Genomic DNA, 26,207 nt, shown 5'->3' with positions numbered 1-26,207 from the left:
GAGGACCGCGAATCGCGTTCGCGGCGGCGCCGGCTCGATGGCTCAGCGTTTTTTTAGCGGCAGCGGCACCACGCTTTTCACGTCGCGCAGCCCGGCCGGTTCGGGCGGCAGGTAGCCCCAGTCGCCCTGCGATGCGGACGCATCGCCTTTCGTGTCGCCGGTCTCGCCCGGCCGGTCGTCGGGCCGCTGGCGCGGGTTCGGCGGCGAACGATCGTCGCGTTCGTCATCGTGCTGCGACGACTGCTGCGACGACGGCGGCCCCGCATGGCGCCGGTGCCGCAGCACGGCTTCGGCCACGCGCGCCACATGCGACACCGTCACCGCGTCGGCCTGCTCCAGCGCGGCCAGCGCGCGCGCGGCGCGCAGCATCACGAGATCGGCCCGCAACCCGTCGACGGCCGCGTCGATGCACAGCGCGCTGACGCGCGCATGGACCGCATCGTCGAAATCCAGCGCCGGCAGCCGCCCGCGCGCCGCATGAATCCGGTCCGCGAGCGCCCGCTGGGCCGCCGCATGACGCGCGCGAAACGCATCCGGATCGAGATCGAACGCAAGCCGCGCCTTCACGATCCGCTCGCGCTGGGCGGCGTCGAAGCAGTTCTCGAGCTCGACCATCAGCCCGAAGCGGTCGAGCAACTGCGGGCGCAGCTCGCCCTCCTCGGGATTCATCGTGCCGACCAGCACGAAACGCGCATCGTGCGCGTGCGACACGCCATCGCGCTCGACGATGTTCACGCCGCTCGCGGCGACGTCGAGCAGCGTATCGACGAGCCCGTCGGCGAGCAGGTTCACTTCGTCGACGTACAGCACGCCGAGATGCGCGCGCGCCAGCAGGCCGGGCCGGAAGCGCACGCCGTTTTCGGCCAGCGCATGCGCGAGATCGAGCGTGCCCGTCACCTGCTCGTCGCTCGCCGACAGCGGCAGCGTGACGAACTGCCCTTCCGGCAGCAACTCGGCGAGGCCGCGCGCGGCCGTTGATTTCGCGGTGCCGCGCGGGCCGCTGACGAGCACGCCGCCGAGCGACGGGTCGATCGCGGCCAGCAGCAGCGCCTGCTGCAACGCGTCCTGCGCGACGAGCGCCGCAAACGGAAAAACCGCGCGGGCGCGGGGCGTCGTCGGATCGGTCATCGCCGCCCTCCTTCCTGGCGTTGTTCGCTGGCGAGCCAGACCGCTTCGATCCGCTCGCGATAGGGGCCCGGCTGCTGCCACAGCCCGCGCTGCATCGCTTCGACGAAGCGTTCGCAGATGCCGTGCAGCGCCTTCGGGTTGTGCCGTTCGAGGAACGCGCGGGTGGCGTCGTCGAACAGGTACGCGTCGGCGACGAGCGCGTACTGGTGATCGGACAGCACGCGCGCGGTCGCGTCATAGCCGTACAGGTAGTCGACGGTCGCCGCGAGTTCGGCCGCGCCCTTGTAGCCGTGACGCTTCACGCCGTCGAGCCATTTCGGGTTGACGACGCGCGAGCGGATCACGCGGGCGATCTCCTCGCGCAGCGTGCGCATCTTCGGCGCGACCGGGTTCGCATGGTCGCCGTGGTAGATGCTCGGCTGCTGCCCGGACAGGTGCCGCACGGCCGCCGTCATCCCGCCCTGGAACTGGTAGTAGTCGTTCGAATCGAGGATGTCGTGCTCGCGGCTGTCCTGGTTCTGCACGACGACGTCGATCGTCGCCAGCCGCTCGCCGAACACGTCGGCCGCGGCGTCGCCCGCGCTGTTTTGCGCGTACGCATGGCCGCCCCATTGACGATAGGCGTCCGCGAGATCGGCGTCGGTCTGCCAGCGGCGCTGGTCGATCAGGTCCTGCAGGCCCGCGCCGTAGCTGCCCGGCCGCGCGCCGAACACGCGCCAGCCGGCGCGCCGGCGCGCTTCGTCGGGCGCCACGCCCTGCGCGATCCACTTCCCGCGTTCGCGCTCGATGCGTGCGCGAATCGGGTTCAACGCTTCGGGTTCGTCGAGCGCGGCAACGGCCTGCACGGCCGCGTCGAACAGGTGCATCAGGTTCGGGAACGCGTCGCGGAAGAAGCCCGACACGCGCAGCGTCACGTCGATGCGCGGCCGGTCGAAGATCTCGATCGGCAGGATCTCGAAGTCGGTCACGCGATGGCTGCCGTGCGCCCATTTCGGGCGCACGCCGATCAGCGCGAACGCCTGCGCGATGTCGTCGCCGCCGGTGCGCATCGTCGCCGTCCCCCACACCGACAGCCCGATCGCGCGCGGATAGTCGCCGTGATCCTGCAGATGACGCTCGATCAGCTGCTGCGCGGATTTCAACCCGAGCGACCACGCGGCCTGCGTCGGCACCGCGCGCGTATCGACCGAGTAGAAGTTGCGGCCGGTGGGCAGCACGTCGGGACGGCCACGCGACGGTGAACCGCTCGGCCCCGGCGGCACGAAGCGGCCGTCGAGCCCGCGCAGCAGCTGACGCATTTCCTCGCCGCCGCACGCGTCGAGGGCGGGCAGCAGCATCGTGCGCACGCGTTCGAGCACCGCGAGCGTATGCCGCCATGCGCCGGGCGGCGGCATGTCGATACCGGGTTCGTCGGACGCGGCTCCGCACACGGCGTCGAGCCAATGCTGCGCAAGCCGTTCGAGCCGCTCGCGCGTATCGCCCGCATGCCGCCACGGCGACGCGTCGAGCGTTTGCAGGACGGCCGGCCGCGGCCCGGTCCACGGCGCGGCCCAGTCGGCCGCGAGCGGATCGAAAGCGTCGCCGAGCGCGAGATCGCGCGCGAGTGCGCCGATCAGCCCGGCGCGTTCGCCCTTGCCGTCGCCGACCGGAAAGCGTGCGAGCGCGAGCAGCGTGTCGCGCCGCTGGCGCGCGACCGGCGACGCGCCGAACACGTGCAGCCCGTCGCGAATCTGCGCTTCCTTCAACTCGCACAGCCACGCGTCGACCCGCGTGAGCAGTGCATCCTCGTCGCCCGCATCGCGCGGCGGCGATACGCTCAGTTCGTCGTGCAGGCGATGCTCGGCGATCGTCGCGAGGATCGTCTTGCGCAACAGCTTCGCGCGCCGCGCATCGACCATCAGCGCTTCGTAGTATTCGTCGACCTGCCGTTCGAGATCCTGCAGCGGGCCGTAGTTTTCCGCGCGCGTGAGCGGCGGCATCAGGTGATCGACGATCACGGCCTGCGCACGGCGCTTCGCCTGGCTGCCCTCGCCCGGATCGTTGACGATGAACGGATACAGGTGCGGCAGCGGCCCGAGCGTCAGGTCGGGCCAGCACGCGTCGGACAGCGCGACGCTCTTGCCCGGCAGCCATTCGAGATTGCCGTGCTTGCCGAGATGGATGACCGCGTCGACGCGATACGCATCGCGCAGCCAGAAATAGAACGCGAGATACGCATGCGGCGGCACGAGATCCGCATCGTGGTAGCTCGCGTAGTCGTTCTCGCCGCGCGAGCGCGACGGCTGGATGCCGACGAACACGTTGCCCGCGCGCCAGCCGGCGATCGTGAAGCGCTGCTGCCTCAGCGTCGGATCGGCTTCAGGCGGCCCCCAGCGTGCGTTTAGCGCATCCCGCACGGTGGCCGGCAGCCGCGCGAAACGCGCGACGTAGTCGGCCAGCGCGTAACTCTGAAACGCGGGACGCAGCGTGCGCACGGCGGGATCGTTGGTCACGCCTTCGGTGAGTTGCGCGATCAGCGCGTCGCCGTCGGGCGGCAGGTCGGCCACCGTGTAGCCCGCGTCGCGCAGCGCCGCGAGCACGCGCAGCGCGGAGGCCGGCGTATCGAGCCCGACGCCGTTGCCGATCCGCCCTTCGCTTTGCGGATAGTTCGCGAGGATCAGCGCGATGCGCTTGTCGGCGTTATCGAGCGTGCGCAGCCGGCACCAGCCGCGCGCGAGCGCCGCGACGAACGCGATCCGTTCCGCATCCGGCTGGTAGCGCACGACGTCGACCTCGGTATGCGGGCAGCGATACGCGAGCCCCTTGAAGCTCACCGCGCGCGTGACGATGCGCCCGTCGACTTCGGGCAGCGCGATGTGCATCGCGATGTCGCGTGCGTGCAGGCCCTGGTTGTCGGCCACCCACGCGTCGCGATTGCCGCCGGACAGGATCACCTGCAGCACCGGCGCGTCGCCGGCCAGCACGTCGGGCTCGGGGCTGTCGATCGCGCCGGCCGCGAACGCGGTGGTATTCAGCACGAGCGCGACGCCGTGCGTGTCGCAGAGCTGCGTGATGACCTCGCGGCTCACCGCGTCCTTCAGCGACGTCACCGCGATCGGCAGCGGATTCAGCCCGTGGTCGATCAGTGCGTCGGCCAGCGCGTCGAACACCGCCGTGTTGGCGGCCTGCCAGTGCGCGCGATAGAACAGGATCGCGACGACCGGCGCGCCGGGCGTCCAGCGCGATCGCCAGTCGTCGACGCTCGCGCGGTCGCGCGCCGGGTGATACAGCGCGGCGGCGGGCAGCGGCCGCGGCGGTTCGGGTTCGTCGCCGAAGCCGAACGTGTGAAACGCGATGCTGCGCAACAGCGCGTCGGCGTTGTGCACGCCGCCTTCGCGCAGATAGCGCCACCACAGCCGGCACAGCTCGGGCCTGACCGTGCTCTTCGCGACGAGGTTCGGGTCCTCCTGCAGGTCGCCCGAGAACATCGCGAGCTGCTGCCCGCGCTTCGACGCGAGCGACACGGCCTGCTCGATCCCGTACGGCCAGTACGCTTCGCCGCCGAGATGATCGATCACGACCGTCTTCGCGTGCCGCAGCACGTCGTCGACGTAGAAATCGACCGACGCCGGCTGGCGCAGGAACGTGACGTTCGCGAGCCGCACGCTCGGGAACCCTTCGGGCAAGTGCGGCACGACGCTCGCGAGCAGCGACAGCGTCGTGTCGGCCGAACTCAGGATCACGATGTCGGCCGGCTGCTGGTCGATCCGGACGACGCCCTGCGTATCGTCGACGAAGCCGCCCGGCGTGGTACGCAGCAGATGCATCGTGCGTTACGCCTGTTGCGGCTCGGCCGCGCACGCGGCGTCGAACGCGCGTTGCAGCGCGGCCGCGTCGAGATCCTCGCCGATCAGCACGAAGCGGCTCGCGCGGGTTTCGCCGTCCTGCCAGCGGCGGTCGAAATAGCTGTCGAAGCGGCGGCCGACGCCCTGGATCACGAGCCGCATCGGCGCGCCGGGCAGCGCGGCGAAGCCCTTCGCGCGGTAAATCGTGTGCGCTTCGACGACACGTTGCAGCGCGGCGATGGTCGCTTCGCGCGTGCCGGCGTCGCCCGATACCACCACCGAATCGAAATCGTCGTGATGGTGATCGTGATCGCCGTCGTCGGCCGAGCCGTGATGGTCGTGACGCAGGTGGATCGTTTCCTCCGACGCCGATTCGAGGCCGAGCAGCAGCGCGAGGTCGAGCTCGCCGCGCGTCGCGCGCACGATCTTGACCTGCGGCGGGATTTCGTCGCGGATCGCGGTTTCGATCTGCGCGAACTCGGCGTCGCCGACGAGGTCGGCCTTGTTCACGATCACGAGATCGGCGGACGACAGTTGATCGGCGAACAGTTCGTGCAGCGGCGATTCGTGGTCGAGGTTCGGATCGGCGCGGCGCTGTGCGTCGACGGCCTGCGGGTTTTCCGCGAACTGGCCGCTCGCGGCGGCCGGCCCGTCGACGACGGTCACGACCGCGTCGACCGTGAAGCTGTTGCGGATCGTCGGCCAGTTGAACGCCTGCACGAGCGGCTTCGGCAGCGCGAGGCCCGACGTCTCGATCAGCACGTGATCGATGTCCGTGCGGCGCTCGACGAGCGCTTCCATCACCGGATAGAACTCTTCCTGCACGGTGCAGCACAGGCAGCCGTTCGCGAGTTCGTACAGCTGGCCCGTTGCCTCGCCCTGCGCGCCGTCGGCATCGTCGCAGCCGATCCCGCAGCCCTTGAGGATTTCGCCGTCGATGCCGAGCTCGCCGAATTCGTTGACGATCACCGCGATGCGGCGGCCTTCGGCGTGCTGCAGGATGTGGCGCATCAGCGTCGTCTTGCCGCTGCCGAGAAAGCCCGTGACGATCGTGACGGGCAGCTTGCGTAGGGTCATGGTAGGTCCGGTGTCGAAGAGGGAATCAGGACGGGATCGTCGCGTCGGCGGCGACGCGGCAATTCAGCGGGCGGTGCGCGGGAAGCTCGCCGCGTGATCCGCGCGGACAGCCGCGCGGCGGGCGGGACAACGAATCGGACATGGTGCTTCCTTGCGAACGGTCGACATCGTGAATGCCAACACGGCTGCCGCGTGCGTAGCCCGTGTCGCCTGCCGTTCGCCGTGCCGGCCCGGGCGCGTTCGCGCGGCGGGCGGATCGGGGCAAACAGCGGGAAACACCGGGCGTCGGGCCTGCGGCGGCCGTGGACGATGCGCCGCCTCCCCGCGGCGCTGAACCCCAACGTTTAGGCCGGTATCCGGGCTGACGAACACGCCGCTTCGCCTTCCCGGATACGCGCGGCATCCAGTGGCGGTCGTCCGCATGCGCGCGGCATGCGGCGAAGCGGCGCTGCGTGGCGCTTGCGCGCGACGCGTTCGCTTACCGTTGCGGGGGCAGCACAGGTTGGCTCGACTGCGGCGCAGGCAGGCTCCCTGTTTCCCGTTTAACTGCGCACGCCGGAGCGGCGCGCGCGAGCACCAAAACGCGTGCGAGTGTAGGCGGCGGTGCGGGGAGCGTCAAGGCGAGCGACGGGCGACGAACGCGAATGATTGTCGTTTTCAATCACACGAGATAAACTTCACCCGAGAACAACACGAACCACCGCGCAACGGCCATGTGAGGCAATCACTCAGTCATCCTCAAATTTCCATGTCGAAACGACAGATATCCGGGCGGCGTTTTCCTGTGCTGGCCCTGTCGCTGTGCTCGATTGCCGGCGTTGCTTCCTGCCCCGCCGCGGCGGCCGAGTTCGACGACGAACTGCCCGCGGTCGAGGTGCGCAGCCGCCGTCATCCGAATGATCCGCGTGCGGAAAGCGTGAGCACGGCGACCCGCACCGCGAGCGATCCGCGCGACGTACCGCAAACCATCGACAGCGTCTCGGTCGAGGAAACGCTGTCCTATGGCGGCCGCACGCTTGCCGACGCACTGGCCGGCGTGCCCGGTGTGTCGAATACGTCGGACACGCGCTTCGATTCGTTCCGCATTCGCGGCTTTTCCAGCGCGGGCGACTTGCTGCTCGACGGCATGCGCGACGATGCGCAATACGTACGCAGCCTCGGCAACATCGAACGCGTCGAGGTGCTGAAGGGGCCGGCTGCCGCGCTGTACGGGCGCGGCAGCGGCGGCGGCGTCATCAACCGGATCACCAAGCAGCCGTTGCCGGAAAACTTCGGACATGTGTCGGCGACGACCGGCAGCTACGGACGGCTCGGCGCGTCGGTCGATCTCAACCGGATGCTGTCCAGCGCGTGGAGCATGCGGCTCAATGCGGGACACGAACACGCCGGCAGCTTCCGCGACCACGTCGACGGTACGCGTCAGTTCGTCGCGCCGTCGATCAAGTGGCACGACGCGCGGCGAAGCTGGCTGCTGCAGTTCGAATACGACACGTACCGACGCGTGCCCGATCGCGGCATGCCGGCGCCGGTCGCCGCCGTCGATGCGGCCGGCAAGCCGCTCGCGTTCTCGCTGCCGTCCGCGCCACGCGCAACCTTCTTCGGCGCGGCGGGCCGCGACACGATCCGCGACGAGACCATGAACTGGCGCTCGGTCTTCACGCATGCGCTCGACGGCGACTGGGAATTGCGCCATACGCTCGGCGTGCTGGATTTGCGCAGCACCTTCGACAATACCTACGTCACGCAAAGCTACGTCGCGAAGCCGCGCGACTACCGGCACGTGCAACGCGCACGCTACCTGCAGGACATGACGCAGCTCAACGTGCAGACCGGCGTCGAACTGGGCGGCAAGGTCGCGACCGGTCCGGCGCTGCATCACCTGCTGTTCGGCATCGAATACGGGTGGCAGAAGCGCACGCCGGCGCTCTGGCAGGCCGACGCGGCGCCGGTTCCGGTGACCGGACCGGATCGCTTCGCCCTCGTCGGCTCGACGCCGCGCCCGTACGCGATGAACCGCCACCGTGTCAGCGACTACGCGCTGTTCGCGCAGGATCGCGTCGACCTCGGGCGAGCGTGGAAGCTGCTCGGCGGCCTGCGCGCGGAACGTTTCGACGTCGATTCGACCAACGCGCTGAACGGTCTGCATGCGCGGCGCACGACGACGGCATGGAGCCCGCGGCTCGGCGTCGTATGGTCGCCGGTCGGCGCGCACAGCCTGTATGCGTCGTACAGCAAGAACTTCGCGCCGGTCGGCGGCGACCTGATCGGCATCACGCCCGACGCGCGCGGCAACGCCAACGATCTCGGCCCGCAATACACGCGCCAATACGAGATCGGCGTGAAAAGCGACTGGCGCGATGGCGCGCTGAGCACGACGCTCGCGCTGTTTCAGCTCGACCTGTACAACCGCCGCATCGCCGACCCGGTTCGCCCGGGTTTTTTCGACCTCACCGGCCTCGAACGCAATCGTGGCCTGGAACTGGGCGTCGCCGGCCGGCTCACGGGCGACTGGTTCGTCCGCGGCGGCATCGGCTGGCAACACGCGCGGGTGGTCGACGCCGAGCCGAAGTATGCGGGCAAGCGCTCGGCGGGCGTGTCGGCGTCGAACGGCAGCCTGTTCGTCAGCCATGCGCCGCTGCGCGGGTTTTTCGCCGAACTCGGGGTCGTGTACGAGGGCGCGCGTTACGCCGATCGCGACAACCTGCTCGAACTGCCCGCGTACCTTCGCTGGGACGGCAAGGCCGGCTATCGCACGCGCGACCTCGAGGTGACGCTGGCGGCCGTCAACCTGGCCGATCGCGACTACTACGCGAATGCGACGGGCCTCGCGCAGATCGTGCCCGGCGCGCCACGCACGTTCACGCTGACGGCGGCATACAAGTTCTGACCTCGCGGGCGGCGCCGGCGCCCCGCGCAGCCGCTCCGCCGGGCGGCTTGCGCGTTGCAGGCCTGTGCTATCGTATGCGCCGCGTTCGGTGCTCGCATGCGCATTCGGTGCATGCAGTTAAACGGGAAACAGGAGGCGGACATCCGCCCGGCCTGTGCTGTCCCCGCAACGGTACGCCGCCCGCGCCGCGCGCTTCCTCGCGCGTGCGCCCAGGCCGCCCGCGATGCCACTGCCCTTCGACCGGGCGGGAAGGCTGCGGTCTGGCAAGCGGCCAGCCCGGATACCGGCCGACGCAAGGGGCGAGCGCGCTGCTCGCCGAACGCCCGATCCGCGGGGGACGGACCGGGTGCGCATTCCCCCGCGTTCGCGCGGGTTTCGCCCGATCCGCCATGCACTGCCTGTCCGCCGGCCGCCGATGCGCCGCCCGCCTTCCCTGTTCCACTGTTTCGACACGGTGCGCGCCGTGCCGCGCGCGATGAGCCGCGCCTGGCTCGTCGGCGCCGGCCCCGGCGACGCCGATCTGCTGACGCTCAGGGCCGTGCGCGCGATCGGCGCGGCCGACGTGCTGCTCGTCGACGATCTCGTGAACCCCGACGTGCTGCGCCATGCGCGCGCCGATGCGCTGATCGAGCACGTCGGCAAGCGTGGCGGCCATGCGTCGACGCCGCAGGAAGCGATCGTCGCCGCGATGCTCGCGCACCTGCGCGCGGGCCGCAGCGTCGCACGGCTCAAGGGCGGCGATCCGTTCGTGTTCGGCCGCGGCGGCGAGGAGCTGATCGCGCTCGGCGCGGCGGGCTTTCCGGTGGAGGTCGTCAACGGCATCACCGCGGGCATCGCCGCGCCGGCCGCGCTCGGCATCCCGGTCACGCACCGCGGCGACGCGCAGGGCGTGATCTTCGTCACGGGCCACGGCGCGGGGGCCGACGAGCCCGACTGGCGCGCGCTCGCGGCCACACGCATGACGATCGTGGTCTACATGGGCATCCGCCGGCTCGACGCGATTGCCGCGGCGTTGCGCGACGGCGGCCTGCCCGGCGACACGCCGTGCGCGGCGATCGAGAACGCCACGCGGCCCGAACAGCGCCACGTCCACGCGACGCTCGATACGCTCGTCGCGCGCGTCGGCGAAACCGGCATCGGATCGCCGGCGATCGTCGTGATCGGCCGCGTCGCGGCGCTCGCCGACGATCCGGCGGTGCGTGCGGCGCTCGGCGGCCACGCATGATGCGCGTCGCGCTCGGTGTCGGTTTTCGCGCCGGCGTCACGGTCGCGCAACTCGATGCCGCGATCCGCGCCGCGCTCGCGCGCTATCCGGCCGCCGAACCGGCGCTCGTCGCGACGCTCGTCGACAAGGCTCGCGCCCGTGCGCTGCGCACGCTGTGCGCGCGCCGCGGCTGGCCGCTCGTCGCGTTCGACGCGGCGCAACTCGCGAGTCGTCCGGAACTGGCCGCGAGCGGCCCGTCGGACGCCGCGCTGGCCCGCTTCGGCATCGCGGGCGTGGCCGAGCCGTGCGCGCAGCTCGCCGCGCCGCATGGCCGGCTGCTCGGCCCCAAATCCATCCGGGACGGCGTGACGGTCGCGCTCGCCGGCCCGCTCTGAAAACCCTTGTTTCGCTTTCGACAGGACGATTCCCGATGAAGACCGATTCCGAATCCCATCAGCGGATGGCCGAACGCCGCCGCGCCGGCCACGAGAAAAAGCAGGCCGCCGCCACCCAGGAGAAAGGCCTGCTGATCGTCCACACCGGCAACGGCAAGGGCAAGAGCACGGCCGCGTTCGGGATGGCCGTGCGCGTGCTCGGCCACGGCATGCGGCTGGGTGTCGTGCAGTTCATCAAGGGGGCGCTGCATACGTCCGAGCGCGACTTCCTCGGCGCGGTCGCGGAATGCGATTTCGTGACGATGGGCGACGGCTATACGTGGAACACGCAGAACCGCGACGCCGACATCGCGACCGCGCGCAAGGGCTGGGACGAGGCGCGCCGGATGATCGAAAGCGGCGACTACCGGATGGTGATCCTCGACGAGCTGAACACCGTGCTCAAGTACGAATACCTGCCGCTCGACGAAGTGCTCGCCACGCTCGTCGCGCGTCCGGAGTCGGTGCACGTCGTCGTCACCGGGCGGCACGCGCCCGATGCGCTGATCGATGCGGCCGACCTCGTCACCGAAATGCGGCTCGTCAAGCATCCGTACAAGGAGCAAGGCGTGAAGGCGCAGCGCGGCGTGGAGTTCTGAGCATGCCGGCCTGCCCCGCGCTGTTCGTCAGCGCGCCCGCGTCCGGCCAGGGCAAGACGTCGGTGACGGCCGGCCTCGCGCGGCTGCACCGCCGGCTCGGCCGTCGCGTACGCGTGTTCAAGACCGGGCCCGATTTCCTCGATCCGATGCTGCTCGAACGGGCAAGCGGCGCGCCGGTGCATGCGCTCGACCTCGGGATGGTCGGCGAGGCCGGTTGCCGGGCGCTGCTCGCCGACGCCGCGCGCGACGCGGACCTGATCCTGATCGAAGGCGTGATGGGCTTGTTCGACGGCACGCCGAGCAGCGCCGATCTCGCGGCCGCGTTCGGCGTGCCGGTCGTCGCGGTGATTTCGGCGAAGGCGATGGCGCAGACGTTCGCGGCAATCGCGTTCGGGCTCGCACGGTTCCGGCCCGGGCTGCCGTTTCACGGCGTGCTGGCCAACCGCGTCGGCTCGGCGCGGCACGCGGAGCTGCTGCAACAGGCGCTACCCGCGGATCTGCGCTGGCTCGGCCACGTGCCGGCCGATGCGGGCATCGCGCTGCCGGAGCGCCATCTCGGCCTGCATCAGCCGGCCGACATCGACGATCTCGACGCGCGGCTCGAGCGCGCGGCCGATGTGCTCGCGCAGACGGCGCTGGCCGAGTTACCGCCGGCCGTCGCGTTCGCGGAGCCGGACGTGGCCGCGCCGCTGCCGCGTGCGCTGGCCGGCAAGCGGATCGCGGTGGCGCGCGATGCGGCGTTTTCGTTCATCTATCCGGCGAACCTTGTGCTGCTCGATGCGCTCGGTGCGGTGCTGCGGTTCTTCTCGCCGCTTGCCGACGAACCCGTGCCTGACGATTGCGACGCGCTGTTTTTGCCGGGCGGCTATCCGGAACTGCATGCGGCGACGCTGGCCGTGAATGCCGCGACCGCACGGACGATTCGCGCGCATGCGGCAGCCGGCCGGCCGATCGTCGCGGAATGCGGGGGGATGGTGTATCTGTGCGAATCGCTGACCGACGTGGACGGCTTGACGACGCCGATGCTCGGCGTGCTTCGGGGCCATGCGACGATGCAGCGCCGGTTCGCGGCGCTCGGCATGCAGCAACTCGATACGCGCACCGGACCGATGCGCGGACATACGTTTCACTATTCGCGGCTGGAAACGCGGCTGGTGCCGGTCGCGACCGCCGCCCGCCCCGATGGCAAGGCCGGCAGCGGCGAAGCCGTCTATCGCAGCGGCGCGATCGTCGCGACGTACATGCACATGTACTGGCCGTCGAATCCGGATGCGGTCGTGGCGTTGTTCAGTGGGGAAGCGTTCTAGACTGATCGGTGCCGTGTCCGCGTCGACGTGGCGCAATGCTGTCGGTATCGAGCAGCGCTTTGCAGCGATTACGGCATCCGACGTGCGAGGCTACAGATGTCGTTCGATGTCCATCCGTTGATGCAGGACACGGATGACGTCGATGGTTTCATCCGTTTCGCGATAGAACACAACGTGAGAACCAGCGGGGTAGCGAAAATATCCGTCGCGAACAACGCAAATCCGCCCCGCTTTTTTGCCGCGCGCCAGCGCTTCCATGGTGCCAATCAGATCGCGGTAATAGTGCTCTGCCTGCTCAGGCGACCAATGCTCGGCGGTATAGCGCCAAATGTCTTCAAGATCGCATTCAGCCAACGGGGTCAGCCGAAGTTGTCTGCCTTTAACCGCCATGCGTGGCCCGCATGCGGGCCAGGAAGGCCTCGCTGTCGAAGGGCTTGGGCGTCCCCGACCCTTCACCCGCCTTCAATGCTTCCTGCAATGCACGCATTTGCGTTTCGTGTGATTCGAGGAGCCGCAACCCGGCTCGCACGACGTCACTTGCGGAACCATATCGTCCCGATCGCACCTGCGCATCGACAAATTCTGCAAAGTGATCGCCAAGGGAAACGGATGTGTTTCGCGACATGAGTCACCTCCTTTAGATGCGGCCATCATATACCAATTTTTGGTACATTTCTCGTTCCGCTCCTCCAAAGCGGGGCCGATAGTCGGCCCGGTGCCGCATGTCTCGCATCCTCAGTCACACCAGAAACGCCTCGGCCAGCTTCACCCAGTACGACGCACCGGTCGGCAACGCCGCGTCGTTGAAGTCATAGCCGGGGTTGTGCACCATGCAGCCGCCCTCCCCGTCGCCGTTGCCGATGATCAAGTAGCACCCCGGCCGCTTCTCGAGCAGAAACGCGAAATCCTCGCTGCCGGTGAGCGGCACCATGCCGTCGATCAGGTTGGCTTCGCCGACCCATTCGCGGGCAACGCCGCGCGCGAACGCCGTCATCTCCGCATCGTTCACGAGCACCGGGTAGCGGCGCTGGTAGTCGATCGTCGCGCTCGCGCCGAACACGGCCGCCTGCGCATGCACGACCTCCTTGATGCGCGTTTCGAGCAGGTCGCGCACGTCGGGCTTCAGCGCGCGCACCGACAGGCGCATCTGCGCGCGATCGGGGATCACGTTCGGCGCTTCGCCCGCGTGGATCGCGCCGACCGTGATGATCGCCATGTCGAGCGGCGACACGTTGCGCGACACGATCGTCTGCAGCGCCAGCACGATCTGCGCGCACACGACGACCGGATCGATCGCCCGATGCGGCACCGCGCCGTGACCGCCGCGGCCCTGCACGTCGATGACGACGGTATCCGACGACGCCATGAACGAGCCCGGCAGGAAGCCGAATTTGCCGGTCGGGAAGCCCGGCATGTTGTGCATCGCGAAGATCGCGTCACACGGAAATTGCTCGAACAGCCCTTCGTCGAGCATCTTCTTGGCGCCGCCGAGCCCTTCCTCGGCCGGCTGGAAAATCAGGTTCAGCGTGCCCGAGAAGCGGCGTTCGCGCGCGAGGTGCTTCGCGGCCGCGAGCAGCATCGCCGTATGGCCGTCGTGGCCGCATGCGTGCATCTTGCCCGCGATCGTGCTCTGGTACGGCAGGCCCGTCGTCTCGTGGATCGGCAGCGCGTCCATGTCGGCGCGCAGGCCGAGGCGCCGCTTGCCGTCACCGACTTTCAACTGGGCGACGACGCCGGTGCCGCCGAGCCCGCGATGCACGGTGTAGCCCCACGACTGCAACTGCCCCGCGACGAGATCGCTCGTCGCGAATTCCTCGAAACCCAGCTCGGGATGGGCGTGGATGCGATGCCGGATCTCGATCATTTCGTCGGCGAGGCCTGCGGGGATCACGCTGTGCGTCACGGTGTCGTCTCCTGATGTGCGATGGGGAACATGCAGGCAACGATAGTCGATTCGGCAGCAACCGGGCAGACGGAAAGTCGTCGCGGCGGCAACTCATGGTTGCCACCCGTTGCAAGGCCGCGCACGCCGTCGCATCGACGCCGCGCGCCCCGCCCCGTCACGGCAACCGGAAGGTGTCGAAGAACGTATCGCGCTCGATCACCGTGAGCGCCGCGCGCTTGTGCGGGAAATCGAATTCCTTCAGCGTGTAGAACCCGAGCCGGTGCATGTACGCGATATGCCGCACGTGATCGACGCGCGGCTCGCCGACGAGCCGCTGCGTACGCGGTTCGTCGACGAACATGTAGTGCAACACCCCGCTCCACCATGCGTGCAGCTTGCCGGCGCTCTGGAAACGCGAATCGCCGATCAGCAGGTGCAGCCCGCGATCGTAGTCGTGCGCGTCGTAGAACGGCGCGAGGCGGTCCTCCTTCGCCCAGTAGAACTCGAAATAGCCGAACGGCGTGTCGTCGAAATAGCCGATCATCGGGTGCATGTGCGGATCGGCCAGCCGTTCGGCCAGATACGCCGCGTGCTCGTCGCGCGTGCCGCGCTGGTCCCAGAAATGCGCGACGCGGTCGAGGTTCATCCAGCCGCTGAACAGGTCCGCGTGGGCGTCGATGTCGACGGTGCGCAGGCTGAACGTCATCCCGACCTGCGGCATGCTGCGCGCATAGATCTCGCCGGCCGGCGACGGCGGCCGCACCGGATGCCGATGGCCGTTCGTGATCGCGTAGCGCAGCGGCATTCCGCCCGACGCGGGCGCCTTCAGCCACGGCCGCGGGTTCTGCCAGAACGTCGTGCGCGACACGGTGAGCCGCAGCGTGTCGCCCGCGACCTGCGCGCCGTCGATCACGCCTTCGCGCACCGCCCGCGCGACGTACGATGCGACGGCCGTCGCATCGGCGCCGCCGAGCGGCACCGAGATCGTCGCCGCGTCGTGCCGCGTGTCGGTGTTGAACAGCGCGACGAACGTCGCGAGCAGCGCGTCCGGCGCGTCGTCGGGCCGCCACGCGTCGAGCGCATGCTCGACGATGGCCGCCGCCTGCCCGTGCGCGGCGCTGTCGAGCGCCGCGGCCACTTCACCTTCGACGGCGTCGGTTGCGCCGGCCGGTTTCGTCAGCGTGTCTTGCATCAGCATGCTCCCGCGTCATGGCGATCGGCGAGGACGTGCAGCCCGCGCTCGAGCGCCGGAAACAGGCTGCGCTGGAAGTTGTTCCAGCGCAGCTCGAGAATCGTGTCGTCCGGCGCGATCGGCGTGTCGAGCACGTCGCAGATCACCTCGCCGGAATCGATACCGTTGTCGACGTAGTGGAACGACGCACCCGTCATCGTCACGGGTTCGATCGACGACGTCGCGCCGGTGGCCCAGTCGACGCGTTCGCCGCGCGCACCGTGCAGCGCGTCGAGCGTCGCCCATGCGCCGCGCCGCTGGTACGGCGAACCGTCGGCCGTGATGCCCGGGTGGATGTTCGCGATGCGCCGGTGAAAGCGCGCGCCCGGCCGCACGAGTTCGTCGAGGATCACGAGCAGCCCGTCGAGCACGACGATGTCGGCGTCGAGTTCCAGCAGGCGCTCGAGCAGGCGGCGCTCGAACGCCTGTTTGCCGGCCACGCGCTCACGTGCGTCGCGCGGCAGCCGCCGGTACGTCGACGGGATCGAACAGAACAGCGCGTCGACCGGCCGGCCCTGCACCGTCAGGCCTTCCGGCAGGATCCACGGGCGGCCCGGCGTGCGTGCGAACCCGTAGTCGGCCACTTTCGCGCGGTCGGCAGGCGAGCCTTCGTCGTCGTCGACGATCACGCCCTGGAGCGTGTAGCGTTCGCCGAGCGGCGAATCGTTCAGGCGCTCGACGAGGAATTCGAGCGGCGCCTTCATGTAGCGCGTGCCGCCGCGATAAGCGACCGGCTGGCCGGCGCGATCGGCCGCGCCGTTGCGCAGCGACTGGATGTAGACGAGATTTTTCTTCGGCATGGATGCGTCGTGGAAAAAGCGGACGACGGCGCCGCGGCCCACCTGCACCGGCCGCGAGGCCGGCCGGCGCGCCGCGGCGCGCGACGTCACCAGTTGTATTTCGCGGTCGCGATCACGGTGCGGTCGGTCCCGAAAATGCAGACGTTCGTCGACTGGCAACCGCTGATGTAGTGGCGATTGAACAGGTTCGTCCCGTTCACCGCGAAGCGCCAGTTACGCGTGTCGTAATGCACGCCCGCGTCGAACAGCGTGACGCTCGATACCGTCAGCGAGTTGTCGGCCGCACCGGCCGACGCGCTCTGGTAGCGAATGCCGCCGCCGAGGCCGAAGCCGGCGAGCGGCCCCGTGTGCCAGGTCCAGTCGGTCCACAGCGACGCCATCTGGCGCGGCCGCGGAATGTCGACCGGCCAGTTGTTCAGCGAGACGTCGTTGGCCTGGATGACCTTCACGTCCTGGTAGACATAGGACGCGACCACCGACAGGTTCGGCGTGACCTTGCCGGTCGCGCTCAGCTCGATCCCGCGCGAGCGCACCTCGCCCGACTGCACCGACTTCGTGCCGCCCGGATCCTGGCTCGGCAGCGCCGGCGTGATCCCGTTGGTCTGGTTGATCTGGTAGATCGCCGCGTTCAGCATCAGGTTCTTGCCGGGCGGCTGCCAGCGCAGGCCGGCTTCGATCTGCTTGCCGCGCGTCGGTTGCGGCAGCCCGCCGCCGAGCAGGTTCACGCCGATCAGCGGATTGAACGACGTCGCGTAGCTGATGTACGGCGACAGCCCGTAATCGCCCTGGTACGTGAGGCCGACGCGGCCGGTGAACGCCGTGACGTCCGCCTTCGTCGACGTACCCGCCGCGCGGTCGTCCTGCCGCATGTTGACCCAGTCCTCGCGGCCGCCGAGCGTCAGCGTCCAGCGGTTCCACTTGATCTGGTCCTGCGCGTACAGCCCGAACGTGTTCATCGTCGTGTACGTGTTGGTGCGGCTCGTGGCGTCCGGATCCGAGAACACGCCCATCGTGACGGGCGTATACACCGGGTTGTAAAGATTCAGCGTCGGCGCGGCGGCGAGCCATTCGCTGTCGGTCGCGGTTTGGCGGTTGTACTGGAAGCCGAGCAGCAGCGTATGCTGCAGCGGGCCCGTCGCGAAGCGGCCCTCGAGGTTGTTGTCGATGTCGAAGCGGCTGTAGTTCATCTGGAACAGGCCGGCCCAGCGCGATACGTCGGTCAGGCTGTCGCCGGCGAAGCCGTTGGCGAACACCGACGCATTGTCGAGCGACAGGTGCATCAGGCGCGTGTTCTGACGGAACGTCCAGGCCGGCGTCAGGTTGCGCTCGAACTGGTAACCGATCGACCACTGCTTCTTGCGGTAGTAGTTGAAGTTGCCGTCGCCTTCGTAGATGTCCTTGTTGATCTGGCCGTTCGGGTTCGGCAGCACCGTGCCCTGCGCGGGCAGGAAGTTCGACGAGATGTCGCCCCAGTCCTGCAGGTAGGTCGCGGACAGCGTCAGCGACGTATCGGCGTCCGGGCGCCAGCGGAACGACGGCGCGAGCGCGACGCGCTGGTCGTTGTTCGGGCCGGTCAGCGCGTTGCCGTCGCGTGCGACGCCGACGAACCGGTACGCATACTTGCCGTCCGGGTCGAGCTTGTCGCCGACGTCGATCATGAACTGCTTGCGCGCATAGTTGCCGATCTGCACACCCGCTTCGCGCACGCGCTCGCCGTCGGCGAGCTTGGTGTGCACGTCGATGATCGCGCCCGGATCGCCCGCGCCGTACAGCACCGAGGTCGGCCCGCGCAGCACGCTGATGCTGTCGATCATGTACGGATCGACGCGCCAGCTCGCGAGGTTGATCGTGTTCGGCACCTGCAGCCCGTTCACGTAGGCGGTCGGCGTGAAGCCGCGCAGCGCCGCGTACCAGTCGGAGCGGTTGTCCGAACCGTACGACGAGAAGCCCGGCACGTAGCGCAGCGCCGCGTTCACGTCGGTGGCGCCGGTCATCTCGATCTGCTGCGCGGTGACGACGTTGATCGTCTGCGGGATCTCGTTGAGCGGCGTGTCGGTCTTGGTGCCGGTCGTGCTGCGCTTCGCGACGAGCCCGACCGTGCCGTCTCCTGCCGAGGCCGCGTTGACGGTGATCGCCGGCAGCGTGCCGTTTTGCGCGCCGGTCGACGGATTCGTCGTCGCGCCGTTTTGCGCACTGCTGGCCGACGCCGCGGCGCCCGCGTTCACGGCCGGCGCCGTCTGGGCGTATGCGTGCCCTGCCGCCGCCGTACCGAACGCCACGCTTGCCGCGGCTGCGATCGCACGCAAACGCGTGCCTGTTGCCCACTCCATCTTCTTCTGCTCCAGTTTTTTCATGCGGTCTCCGACCGCGCCTTTGTCAAAGAGCGAAAGCCATCCGGCCTGCGCTCACCCCGTTATTCAGTCGTTTTTCGTGCGTGGCCCGGGCCACGCCTTCATCGTGCGCGGGCGCGATCCCGTTTTCGAGCGACGCGCAGATTTCGTCCGCACGGCGCGCCAGGACCGACAGCAGCGTGTCGGACAGGCCGTGGCTGTCTTCGCAGCAGCCTTGCAGGTAGATGCGCGGCGCGAAGTGCTCGGGCGTCGCGAGCAGGTAGTCGCGCGTCACGTCGCCGCGCGTGAGCGCATCGCCCAGGTGCGGCGCGAGCCCTTCGAGCAGCGCCGAATGCGTGTCGCGGCGGTAGCCGGTCGCGAGCACGAGCGCGTCGAAGCGCTCGACGCGCGTGGCGCCGCTCATCCGGTCGCGCAGCGTCAGCTCGATACGGCCGTCGGCGGTGCGCACCGCGGCCTCGATCGCGCTGTTCGCGAGCAGCGCGTGACGCGGCGTGCCGTCGATGCGCTGCAGGTACAGCATTTCGTAGATCTGTTCGATCAGCGGCCGGTCGACCACCGCGTAGTTCGTGTCGCGATAGCGCTCGAGCAGCGCGCGACGCGCGTCCTGCGGCTGCGCGTAGACGACGTCGGTGAATTCGGGGCTGAAGATTTCGTTGACGAACGGGCTGTCGTCGGCCGGTTTCAGGGCGCCGGCGCGCATCACGAGGTTCGCGTCGACGTGCGGGAAACGGCGCGCGAGGTCGATGAACACCTCGGCCGCGCTCTGCCCCGCGCCGATCACCGCGACGCGGCGGCGCTCGCCGTCGGGCGACGCGACGAGCCGGTCGATGTCGGTCAGGTACGACGACGAATGGATCATGCGGTCGCGGCCGAGCGCGGCGAACGCATCGGGAATCGCCGGCGTGCCGCCGACGCCGACCGACAGCGCGCGCGTGACGCGCTGGCGCTCGTGGCCGGCCGCGTCGCGCGACAGCACGCGCAGCGCGTCGATCCTCGCGCCGTCGCCGCGCACCGGCTCGATTCCCAGCACCGTTTCGCTGTAGTGGACGCGATCGTCGAACGCGTCGGCTACCCAGCTCAGGTAGTCGTGGAATTCGACGCGGGTCGGATAGAAGTTCTTCAGGTTGACGAATTCGTTCAGCCGGCCGCGTTCGAACAGGTAGTTGATGAACGTGTAGCGGCTTTTCGGATCGCGCATCGTGACGAGATCCTTCAGAAACGAGATCTGCATCCGGCAGTCGTCGAGCAGCATCCCGCGATGCCAGCCGAATGCCGGCTGACGCTCGACGAAGCAATGGGCGAGCGTGTGCGCGCCGCCGCGCTCCGCGAGGCGCACGGCCAGCGCCAGATTCGACGGCCCGAAGCCGACGCCGATCAGGTCGAATACGGTTTCTCTCTGCATGTCTCAGCTCCCTTGTCGGTGAATCCGGCCCGTCAGACGTGACGGCCGGAGAAGAACGTCTCGCGCAGCGTGCGCATCCACAGCGGCTGTGCGTCGGCCAGCGCGAGACGGCGCTGCCGCGCGAAGCCATGCCGCGCGAGATGGTCGGCAACCCGCGTGTGGCCGGCCGGCACGGCACAGCCGACCGCTTCGGTACGCAGGTCGTCGAGAAACAGGTAATGCACGACGCACGGCAGCCAGCCGGCCACGCGGTGCGGGCCGCGCCAGCGCGACTCGCCGACCAGCATCCGCAGCCCGCGGTCGTAGTCGCGCGCCGCGACGTGCGGCCCGAGCGCGTCCTCCTTCAGCCAGAACGCCTCGAAATACGCGAACGGCTCGCCGTCGAAACAGCCGATCAGCGGCGTCACATGCGGATCGGCTTCCTGCAACTGCCGGTCTTCCGCGCCGCGTTGCGCGGGCGGTGCGCCCGGCCAGCCGTCGCGCACGCGCGGCTCGTCGAACCAGCGGGCGAGCCGCTCCGCGTCCTCCACCGGCTGCCAGCCGCGCAGCGTGAAGCGCACGCCGAGCGCCGGCAGGTCGCGCGCGTAGACCTCGCCGCGCGGCGCGGGCGGCCGGCGCGGATGACGCCGGCCGTCGGTGATCGTCGGCAGCGTCGCGCACGGCAAATGCAGACCGACGCGCCACAGGTCGGCCTGCTGCGCCCAGCCATCGCGCAGGCAGCGGCCGCCGTCGGCGAGCACGCCGCTCGCACGCAGCGCGTCGAGCGCGACCGCCGGCCAGGCGGCCGGGTCGAGCCGGATCGCCGCGTGGCACGCGCTGTCCGAAAACGCCGCGGCCAGTGCGGCCAGCAGCGCCCGCCGCTGGTCGGCCGGCGCCGCGCGATGGTTGTAGGCGACGAGGCGCAGCGCGCCGTCGTCGCCGAGCTGCGCGCGCAGCAACTGCGCGCCGATGCCGTCGCCGTGCGCGACGCGGATTTCCGCGCCGTCGCGCACGGCGAACAGGCCGTCCGCGAATGCGAGGCGGTAGGTATCGAGCATCGTGAATCCGTCCGGACGGACCTCAGCCAGCATGGCGCGCCTCCTGCCCCGTTTCCGCCTGGGCGTCGAGCCGCGCGCCGAGTGCCGCGAGCGTCGGCGCCGCGAACACGTCGGCGACCGTCAGCGCATGACCGGCGCGGCCGGCCGCGTCGACGAAGCGCACGACGTCGAACGACGTCGCGCCGGCTTCGAACAGATCCGCATCGGGCTCGGGGGCGGCCGTCGCGAACGTGTCCGACCACAGCGCGGCGAGCACGGCGGCCGCATGCGACGGCATGGCGTCGGGCCGCGTTACCGCGTTGGCGTGGGCGCCGAACGCAGCCTGCGCGGCTGCACGGGCATCGGGCGCGCCGAGCGCCGCTTCCGACGCGCCGGCGAAACGCGCGACTTCGTCGTGGTACAGCTCGACGAGCGCCTCGACGAAGTCGCGCGCGAGCAGTTCGTCCGCATACGAGAACGCGGCGCTCACGCGGCCGTCCGGATGCTCGACGACGTCCAGCTCCAGCGTGAACACGACGCGATGGCGCACGTCGTCGAATTCGGTCAGCGACAGGCCGGCCCAGTCGCGTGCGGCGGCACCGGTCGGGCGCAGGTAGTTGAACATCACCTGGAACAGCGGATTGGCCTGCGCGGCGCGCGGCGCGCGCAGCGCGGCCACGACGTCGGCGAACGGCACGTCGGCATGCGCATACGCGGCGAGCGCCGTGTCGCGCACCTGCGCGAGCACGTCCGCGCGGCGCGCGGCCGGGTCGATCCGCGTGCGCACGACGACCGAGTTGATGAACAGGCCGAGCGCCGCGCGGGCCGCGTCGCCGGTGAGCTCGCGCGTCGACGCGAGCACGCCGACCGGCTGGTCGGCCACGCCCGTCGCGCGGAACAGCGCGGTGTTGAGCGCCGCGTGCAGCAGCATCGGCAACGTCGCGTGCGAGGCCGACGCGGCGTCGCGTGCCGCGCGAATCAGCTGCGCATCGAATTCGAACGCGATGCGGGCCGCGCGCCATTGCGGCACCGCCGGCGCGTCGGCGCGCTGTGGCAGCACGCGCGACGGCAGATCGGCGAGCGCATCGCGCCAGTACGCGACACGCGCCGGATGGCACGGCGCGGGGAGCACGAGCGGGACGGCCGGTTGGACGGCCAGTTGGACGGCCGGTTGATCGGCTTCGTCGGCCGGCACGGCGCTGCCTTGCACGCGGGCGACATAGCGGGCGCGCACCGCGTCGAGCCACAGCTCGATCGATTCGCCATCCGACACGATGTGGTGGATCGTCACCGACAGCACGTGATCGTCCGCCGCGAGCCGCAGCACGCGGGCGCGCCACAGCGGCGCGTCGGTCGCGAGGTCGAACGGCGCGAGCGCATCCTCATCGGTCAGCGCGGCCGCGCGGGCCAGTGCATCGGCTTGCGTCGACAGGTCGATCACCGGCAGCGCGACGGCAACGTCTGCGTCGATCCGCTGGCCCGGCAGCGCGCCGTCGCGGACGACGAGCCGTGCCCGCAGCGCCGGATGCCCGGCGGCCACCTCCGCGAACGCGGCGCGCAGCGCATCGACATCGAGCGGCCCGCGCACGCGCAACGCAACCGGAATGTTGTACGCGGCGCTGTCCGGCTGCGCGCGCCACAGGAACCACAGGCCGAGCTGCGCGGGCGACAGCGGCCACACGCCGTGGGCGTCCGGTTTGACCACGGCGACGCCTGGCGCCGTGGCGCCGGTATGCGCGGCGCGCGGCGCATCGGCCACCTGCCGCGCGTATTGCGCGAGCACGGGCGCCTCGAACAGCGCACGCACCGGCACGTCGCGGCCGAGCCGTTCGGCCACGCGCGTCGCGACACGCACGGCCGCGAGCGAATGGCCGCCGAGATCGAAGAAGTGATCGCCGCGGCCGACGCGTTCCAGGTTCAGCACGTCGCACCAGATCGCCGCGAGCGCGGCTTCGTCGCCGTCGTGCGGCGCCTCGTACGCGCGTTCGACACGCACCGGCGCCGGCAGCCGCGCACGGTCGACCTTGCTGTTCGCGTTGCGCGGCAGCGCATCGAGCACGATCAGTTGCGCGGGCACCATGTAATCGGGCAGCGTGCGGCGCAGGTGCGCGTCGAGCGTCGCGGCTTCGACCGGCTGCGCGGCCGCCTGCGCCTCCGCGGTCAATTCGACATACGCGACGAGCTGCGCGAGCGCGCCCTGCCCGTGCACGACCGCGCAGGCTTCGCGCACCGCGTCGTGCGCGGCGAGCTGCGCTTCGATTTCGCCGAGTTCGATGCGCAGGCCGCGCAGCTTCACCTGGTGATCGACGCGGCCGATGAAATCGAACACGCCGTCCGCGCGGCGCCGCACGAGGTCGCCGGTACGGTACAGCCGCGCGCCCGGCGCGCCGTATGGATCGGGCACGAAACGCTCGGCCGTCAGCGCCGGGCGATCGAGATAGCCGCGCGCGACGCCGATGCCCTCGCCGCCCAGGTACAGTTCGCCGATCACGCCGACCGGCAGCGGATGCAGCCGCGCGTCGAGCACGTGCGCGGTGCGCGCGCCGACCAGCGTGCCGATCGGCAGATACGCGGCATCGCCGAGTTTCGCGAGATCGTCGCCGGGCCGGAACATCCACAGCGTCGGCGTGATGACCGTTTCGGTCGGGCCGTAACCGTTGACCACGCGCACATTCGGCAGCGCGCGGCGCAGCATCGCGAACGCCTCGCGCGACGTCGCCTCGCCGCCGACGGTCAGCGAACGCAGCGTCGGCGGTGCGCCGTGCGCGAGCGCCCATTCGGCGAGCTGTGCCGCGCAGCCGGGCGGCACGTAGGTCATCGTCACGCCGTCGCGCATCATCATCGCGCAGGTCTGCGCGGGCGGCCACAGCACGTCGGCCGTCACCGACACCGCGGCGCCCGACATGTATTGCGAAAACCAGCCTTCGTGCGCGCCGTCGAAATTGACCGACTGAAACAGCAGGAACACGTCGTTCTCGCCCGCGCCGTAGCGCTCGGCGATCGCCGCGCAATGCAGGGCGAACGACGCGTGGTCGACGATCACACCCTTCGGCTTGCCGGTCGAACCCGACGTGTAGATCGCATACGCCGCATGGCCGGGCAGCACGTCCGGCAGCGCGACGTGCGCGGCTTCGTCGAGCGTATCGATTGCGTCCGCGCGCCACACGCGCAGTTCCGGCAATTCGGGCAACGACGCGGCGCTCGCGCCGTCGGTCAGCACGTGCGCGATGTTCGCGTCGCCGACGATCTGCGCGAGCCGTTCGCGCGGATGCGCCGGATCGAGCGGCACGAACGCGGCGCCCGACTTCAGCACCGCGATCAGCGCGACGAGCAGGTCGACCGAACGCTGCAGCGCGACGCCGACGCGCATCTCGGGCCGCACGCCGGCCGCCACCAGATGGCGCGCGAGGCGCGCCGCGCGGGCATCGACTTCGCCGCGCGTCAACGCGCGATCGACGTCGGCGACGCCGCGTGCGTCGGGCCGTGCGTGCGCATGCGCGGCGATGCGTGCATGCACCGGCACGAACGGCTCGGCATCGGTCGCGCCGGCCGACGCGTTCCATGCGAACAGCTGCGCACGTTCGTCGGCCGGCAGCCAGTCGAGATCGCCGATCGGCAGATCGGGACGCGCGAGCGCATCGGTCAGCAGCGTGACGAAGCGCGCGGCCAGCCGTGCGATCGCGTCCGCATCGAACAGGTCGAGCGCGTAGATGAAGGCGGCGTCGAAGGTGCCGTCCGGCGTCGCTTCGACGGACAGCGTCAGGTCGAACTTCGCGGACGGCGTGCCGGACGGCAGCAACGCGGCCGACGCCGCGCCGAGCGCCGGCAGCGCGCGGCGTTCGCCATACGCGGCCATCACCTGGAACAGCGGATGGTGGCTCGCGCTGCGCGGCACGCCGAGCGCGTCGACCACCTGTTCGAACGGCACGTCCTGGTGCATCTGCGCGTCGACGAGCGCGCGCTGCGTGCGTTCGACCAGCGACGAGAAATCGCCGTGCGCGGGCACGTCGACGTCGATCGCCAGCGTGTTGACGAAGAAGCCGATCAGGCCGGCGACTTCCGCGCGCTCGCGGTTCGCGGCCGGCACGCCGACGCAGATCCGCGCGTCGCCGGTCGCGCGCGCCAGCAGCGCATCGAGCGCGGCGAGCAGCACCGCGAACGGCGTCGCGCCGGATGCGGCCGCGAACGCGCGCAGCTGCGCGCCGAGGCGCGCGTCGAGCGAAAACACATGACGCGCGCCGCGCGCACTGCGCCGGGCCGGCCGGGCGCTCGCGCCGGGCAGCGTCAGCACACCGCGCTGCGGATCGAGCCGTTCGCGCCAGAACGCGAGCTGACGGTCGCGCTCGCCGGCATCGAGCCAGCGGCGCTGCCACAGCGCGTAGTCGGCATACTGGATCGGCAACGGCGCGAGCGGCACCGGTTCGCCCGACGCATACGCACGATAGAACGCGGCGAGTTCGGACAGCATCACGCCCGACGACCAGCCGTCCGACACGATGTGATGGACGGTCAGCGCGAGCCAGTGATGCGTCGCGTCGAAGCGCACCAGATGCGCGCGCACGAGCGGCGCCGTGCCGAGATCGAACGGTTCGGCCTCGTCGGCCGTCGCGACGGCTTCCGCGCGCGCTACGCGTTGCGCGTCCGGCAACGCTTCGAGATCGGTTTCGCGCCACGGGCAGCGCAGCGGTGCGTGGATCGTCTGCGCGACGCCGTCCTGCGCTTCGTCGAAAGTCGTACGCAGCGCTTCGTGGCGCGCGATCAGTGCGTCGCACGCGAGGCGCAGCGCATGTACGTCGAGCGGGCCCGTCAGCGCCAGGCGCTCGGTGATGTGATACGCGTCCGGCGCATCGATCAGCCGCGCGTGCAGCCACAGCCGCGTCTGCGCGAACGACGCCGGCACGCGGTCGGTACGCGGCGTGCGCGGCGGGATCGGCAGCACGCGAAAGTCGATGCCGGCCGCGCCGAGTTTGTCGATGAAGACCGCGCGCTGCGCGTCGGGCAGTTGCGCGAAACGCGTCGCGAGCGCGAGCCAGTCGGGTTGCACCTTCGTCATCCGTCGTCC

General features: G+C 70.1%; 17 protein-coding genes and 2 riboswitches. Of the genes, 5 read left to right on the top strand and 12 right to left on the bottom strand.

Annotation, left to right across the window (positions count from 1 at the left end; genetic code table 11):
- Positions 1-42: 42 nt before the first annotated feature.
- Genes MMB92_RS19710 through cobW form a run of 3 tightly spaced genes read right to left on the bottom strand, consistent with a single transcriptional unit; the run spans position 43 to position 6,029 of the window.
- A complete protein-coding gene (locus MMB92_RS19710; protein ID WP_006484023.1) occupies positions 43-1,128 on the bottom strand; it encodes an ATP-binding protein in 1,086 nt (361 codons plus the stop codon).
- Entirely contained in the window at positions 1,125-4,934 is a 3,810-nt protein-coding gene (gene cobN / locus MMB92_RS19705; protein WP_077190193.1) for a cobaltochelatase subunit CobN, read from the bottom strand. The genes MMB92_RS19710 and cobN overlap by 4 nt, the downstream gene beginning before the upstream one ends.
- Before the next feature lie 6 nt (positions 4,935-4,940).
- Positions 4,941-6,029 carry a cobalamin biosynthesis protein CobW gene (gene cobW, locus MMB92_RS19700; protein ID WP_077190195.1) on the bottom strand — a complete coding sequence of 363 codons (1,089 nt, stop codon included), beginning with the start codon at positions 6,027-6,029 and terminating at the stop codon, positions 4,941-4,943.
- A 329-nt stretch (positions 6,030-6,358) separates the two neighbouring features.
- Positions 6,359-6,625: riboswitch (cobalamin riboswitch) on the bottom strand.
- Positions 6,626-6,777: 152 nt separating this feature from the next.
- Here cobW and MMB92_RS19695 point away from each other — a divergent pair.
- The 5 genes from MMB92_RS19695 to MMB92_RS19675 all read left to right on the top strand — a co-directional run bounded on the left by MMB92_RS19695 (position 6,778) and on the right by MMB92_RS19675 (position 12,460).
- Complete coding sequence (locus MMB92_RS19695; protein ID WP_077190196.1) at positions 6,778-8,916, top strand: TonB-dependent siderophore receptor; 2,139 nt, start codon at positions 6,778-6,780, stop codon at positions 8,914-8,916.
- Between the two features lie 69 nt (positions 8,917-8,985).
- Positions 8,986-9,223: riboswitch (cobalamin riboswitch) on the top strand.
- Between the two features lie 168 nt (positions 9,224-9,391).
- Positions 9,392-10,141 carry a uroporphyrinogen-III C-methyltransferase gene (cobA, locus tag MMB92_RS19690; RefSeq protein WP_200063504.1) on the top strand — a complete coding sequence of 250 codons (750 nt, stop codon included), beginning with the start codon at positions 9,392-9,394 and terminating at the stop codon, positions 10,139-10,141.
- A complete protein-coding gene (locus MMB92_RS19685; RefSeq protein ID WP_048986553.1) occupies positions 10,138-10,515 on the top strand; it encodes a cobalamin biosynthesis protein in 378 nt (125 codons plus the stop codon). Before cobA ends, MMB92_RS19685 begins: the two co-directional genes overlap by 4 nt.
- 35 nt (positions 10,516-10,550) lie before the next feature.
- Positions 10,551-11,153 (top strand): cob(I)yrinic acid a,c-diamide adenosyltransferase, encoded by a 603-nt coding sequence (cobO, locus tag MMB92_RS19680; RefSeq protein WP_006476035.1) that lies wholly within the window; start codon positions 10,551-10,553, stop codon positions 11,151-11,153.
- 2 nt (positions 11,154-11,155) lie between these two features.
- Entirely contained in the window at positions 11,156-12,460 is a 1,305-nt protein-coding gene (locus tag MMB92_RS19675; RefSeq protein ID WP_200063501.1) for a cobyrinate a,c-diamide synthase, read from the top strand.
- A 90-nt stretch (positions 12,461-12,550) separates the two neighbouring features.
- On the opposite strand, the gene MMB92_RS19670 is transcribed toward MMB92_RS19675, so the two are convergent.
- The 9 genes from MMB92_RS19670 to MMB92_RS19630 all read right to left on the bottom strand — a co-directional run bounded on the left by MMB92_RS19670 (position 12,551) and on the right by MMB92_RS19630 (position 26,198).
- Positions 12,551-12,850: a type II toxin-antitoxin system RelE/ParE family toxin gene (locus MMB92_RS19670; RefSeq protein ID WP_021033200.1), complete on the bottom strand. Its 300-nt coding sequence runs from the start codon at positions 12,848-12,850 to the stop codon at positions 12,551-12,553.
- Positions 12,840-13,085: a type II toxin-antitoxin system ParD family antitoxin gene (locus MMB92_RS19665; protein WP_021033199.1), complete on the bottom strand. Its 246-nt coding sequence runs from the start codon at positions 13,083-13,085 to the stop codon at positions 12,840-12,842. The genes MMB92_RS19670 and MMB92_RS19665 overlap by 11 nt, the downstream gene beginning before the upstream one ends.
- A 114-nt stretch (positions 13,086-13,199) precedes the next feature.
- The gene (locus MMB92_RS19660) at positions 13,200-14,363 is read right to left on the bottom strand and encodes a M20 aminoacylase family protein (protein ID WP_077190866.1); all 1,164 of its coding nucleotides are present in this window, start codon (positions 14,361-14,363) and stop codon (positions 13,200-13,202) included.
- Positions 14,364-14,520: 157 nt separating this feature from the next.
- A complete protein-coding gene (locus MMB92_RS19655) occupies positions 14,521-15,537 on the bottom strand; it encodes a GNAT family N-acetyltransferase (protein ID WP_062911432.1) in 1,017 nt (338 codons plus the stop codon).
- Entirely contained in the window at positions 15,537-16,376 is an 840-nt protein-coding gene (locus tag MMB92_RS19650; RefSeq protein ID WP_034201792.1) for a N(5)-hydroxyornithine transformylase PvdF, read from the bottom strand. Before MMB92_RS19650 ends, MMB92_RS19655 begins: the two co-directional genes overlap by 1 nt.
- An 86-nt stretch (positions 16,377-16,462) precedes the next feature.
- On the bottom strand, positions 16,463-18,730 hold the full coding sequence (locus tag MMB92_RS19645) for a TonB-dependent siderophore receptor (RefSeq protein ID WP_059723575.1): 2,268 nt from the start codon (positions 18,728-18,730) through the stop codon (positions 16,463-16,465).
- Positions 18,731-18,752: 22 nt separating this feature from the next.
- Complete coding sequence (locus MMB92_RS19640; RefSeq protein WP_062884538.1) at positions 18,753-20,129, bottom strand: lysine N(6)-hydroxylase/L-ornithine N(5)-oxygenase family protein; 1,377 nt, start codon at positions 20,127-20,129, stop codon at positions 18,753-18,755.
- A 32-nt stretch (positions 20,130-20,161) separates the two neighbouring features.
- Positions 20,162-21,199 carry a GNAT family N-acetyltransferase gene (locus MMB92_RS19635; RefSeq protein ID WP_048986557.1) on the bottom strand — a complete coding sequence of 346 codons (1,038 nt, stop codon included), beginning with the start codon at positions 21,197-21,199 and terminating at the stop codon, positions 20,162-20,164.
- The gene (locus tag MMB92_RS19630; RefSeq protein WP_062910650.1) at positions 21,189-26,198 is read right to left on the bottom strand and encodes a non-ribosomal peptide synthetase; all 5,010 of its coding nucleotides are present in this window, start codon (positions 26,196-26,198) and stop codon (positions 21,189-21,191) included. The genes MMB92_RS19635 and MMB92_RS19630 overlap by 11 nt, the downstream gene beginning before the upstream one ends.
- Positions 26,199-26,207: the final 9 nt, after the last annotated feature.

The organism is Burkholderia sp. IO2 (assembly GCF_029522185.1).
Taxonomy (GTDB): domain Bacteria; phylum Pseudomonadota; class Gammaproteobacteria; order Burkholderiales; family Burkholderiaceae; genus Burkholderia; species Burkholderia cenocepacia.
This window is presented reverse-complemented; position numbering and strand designations above follow the sequence as displayed.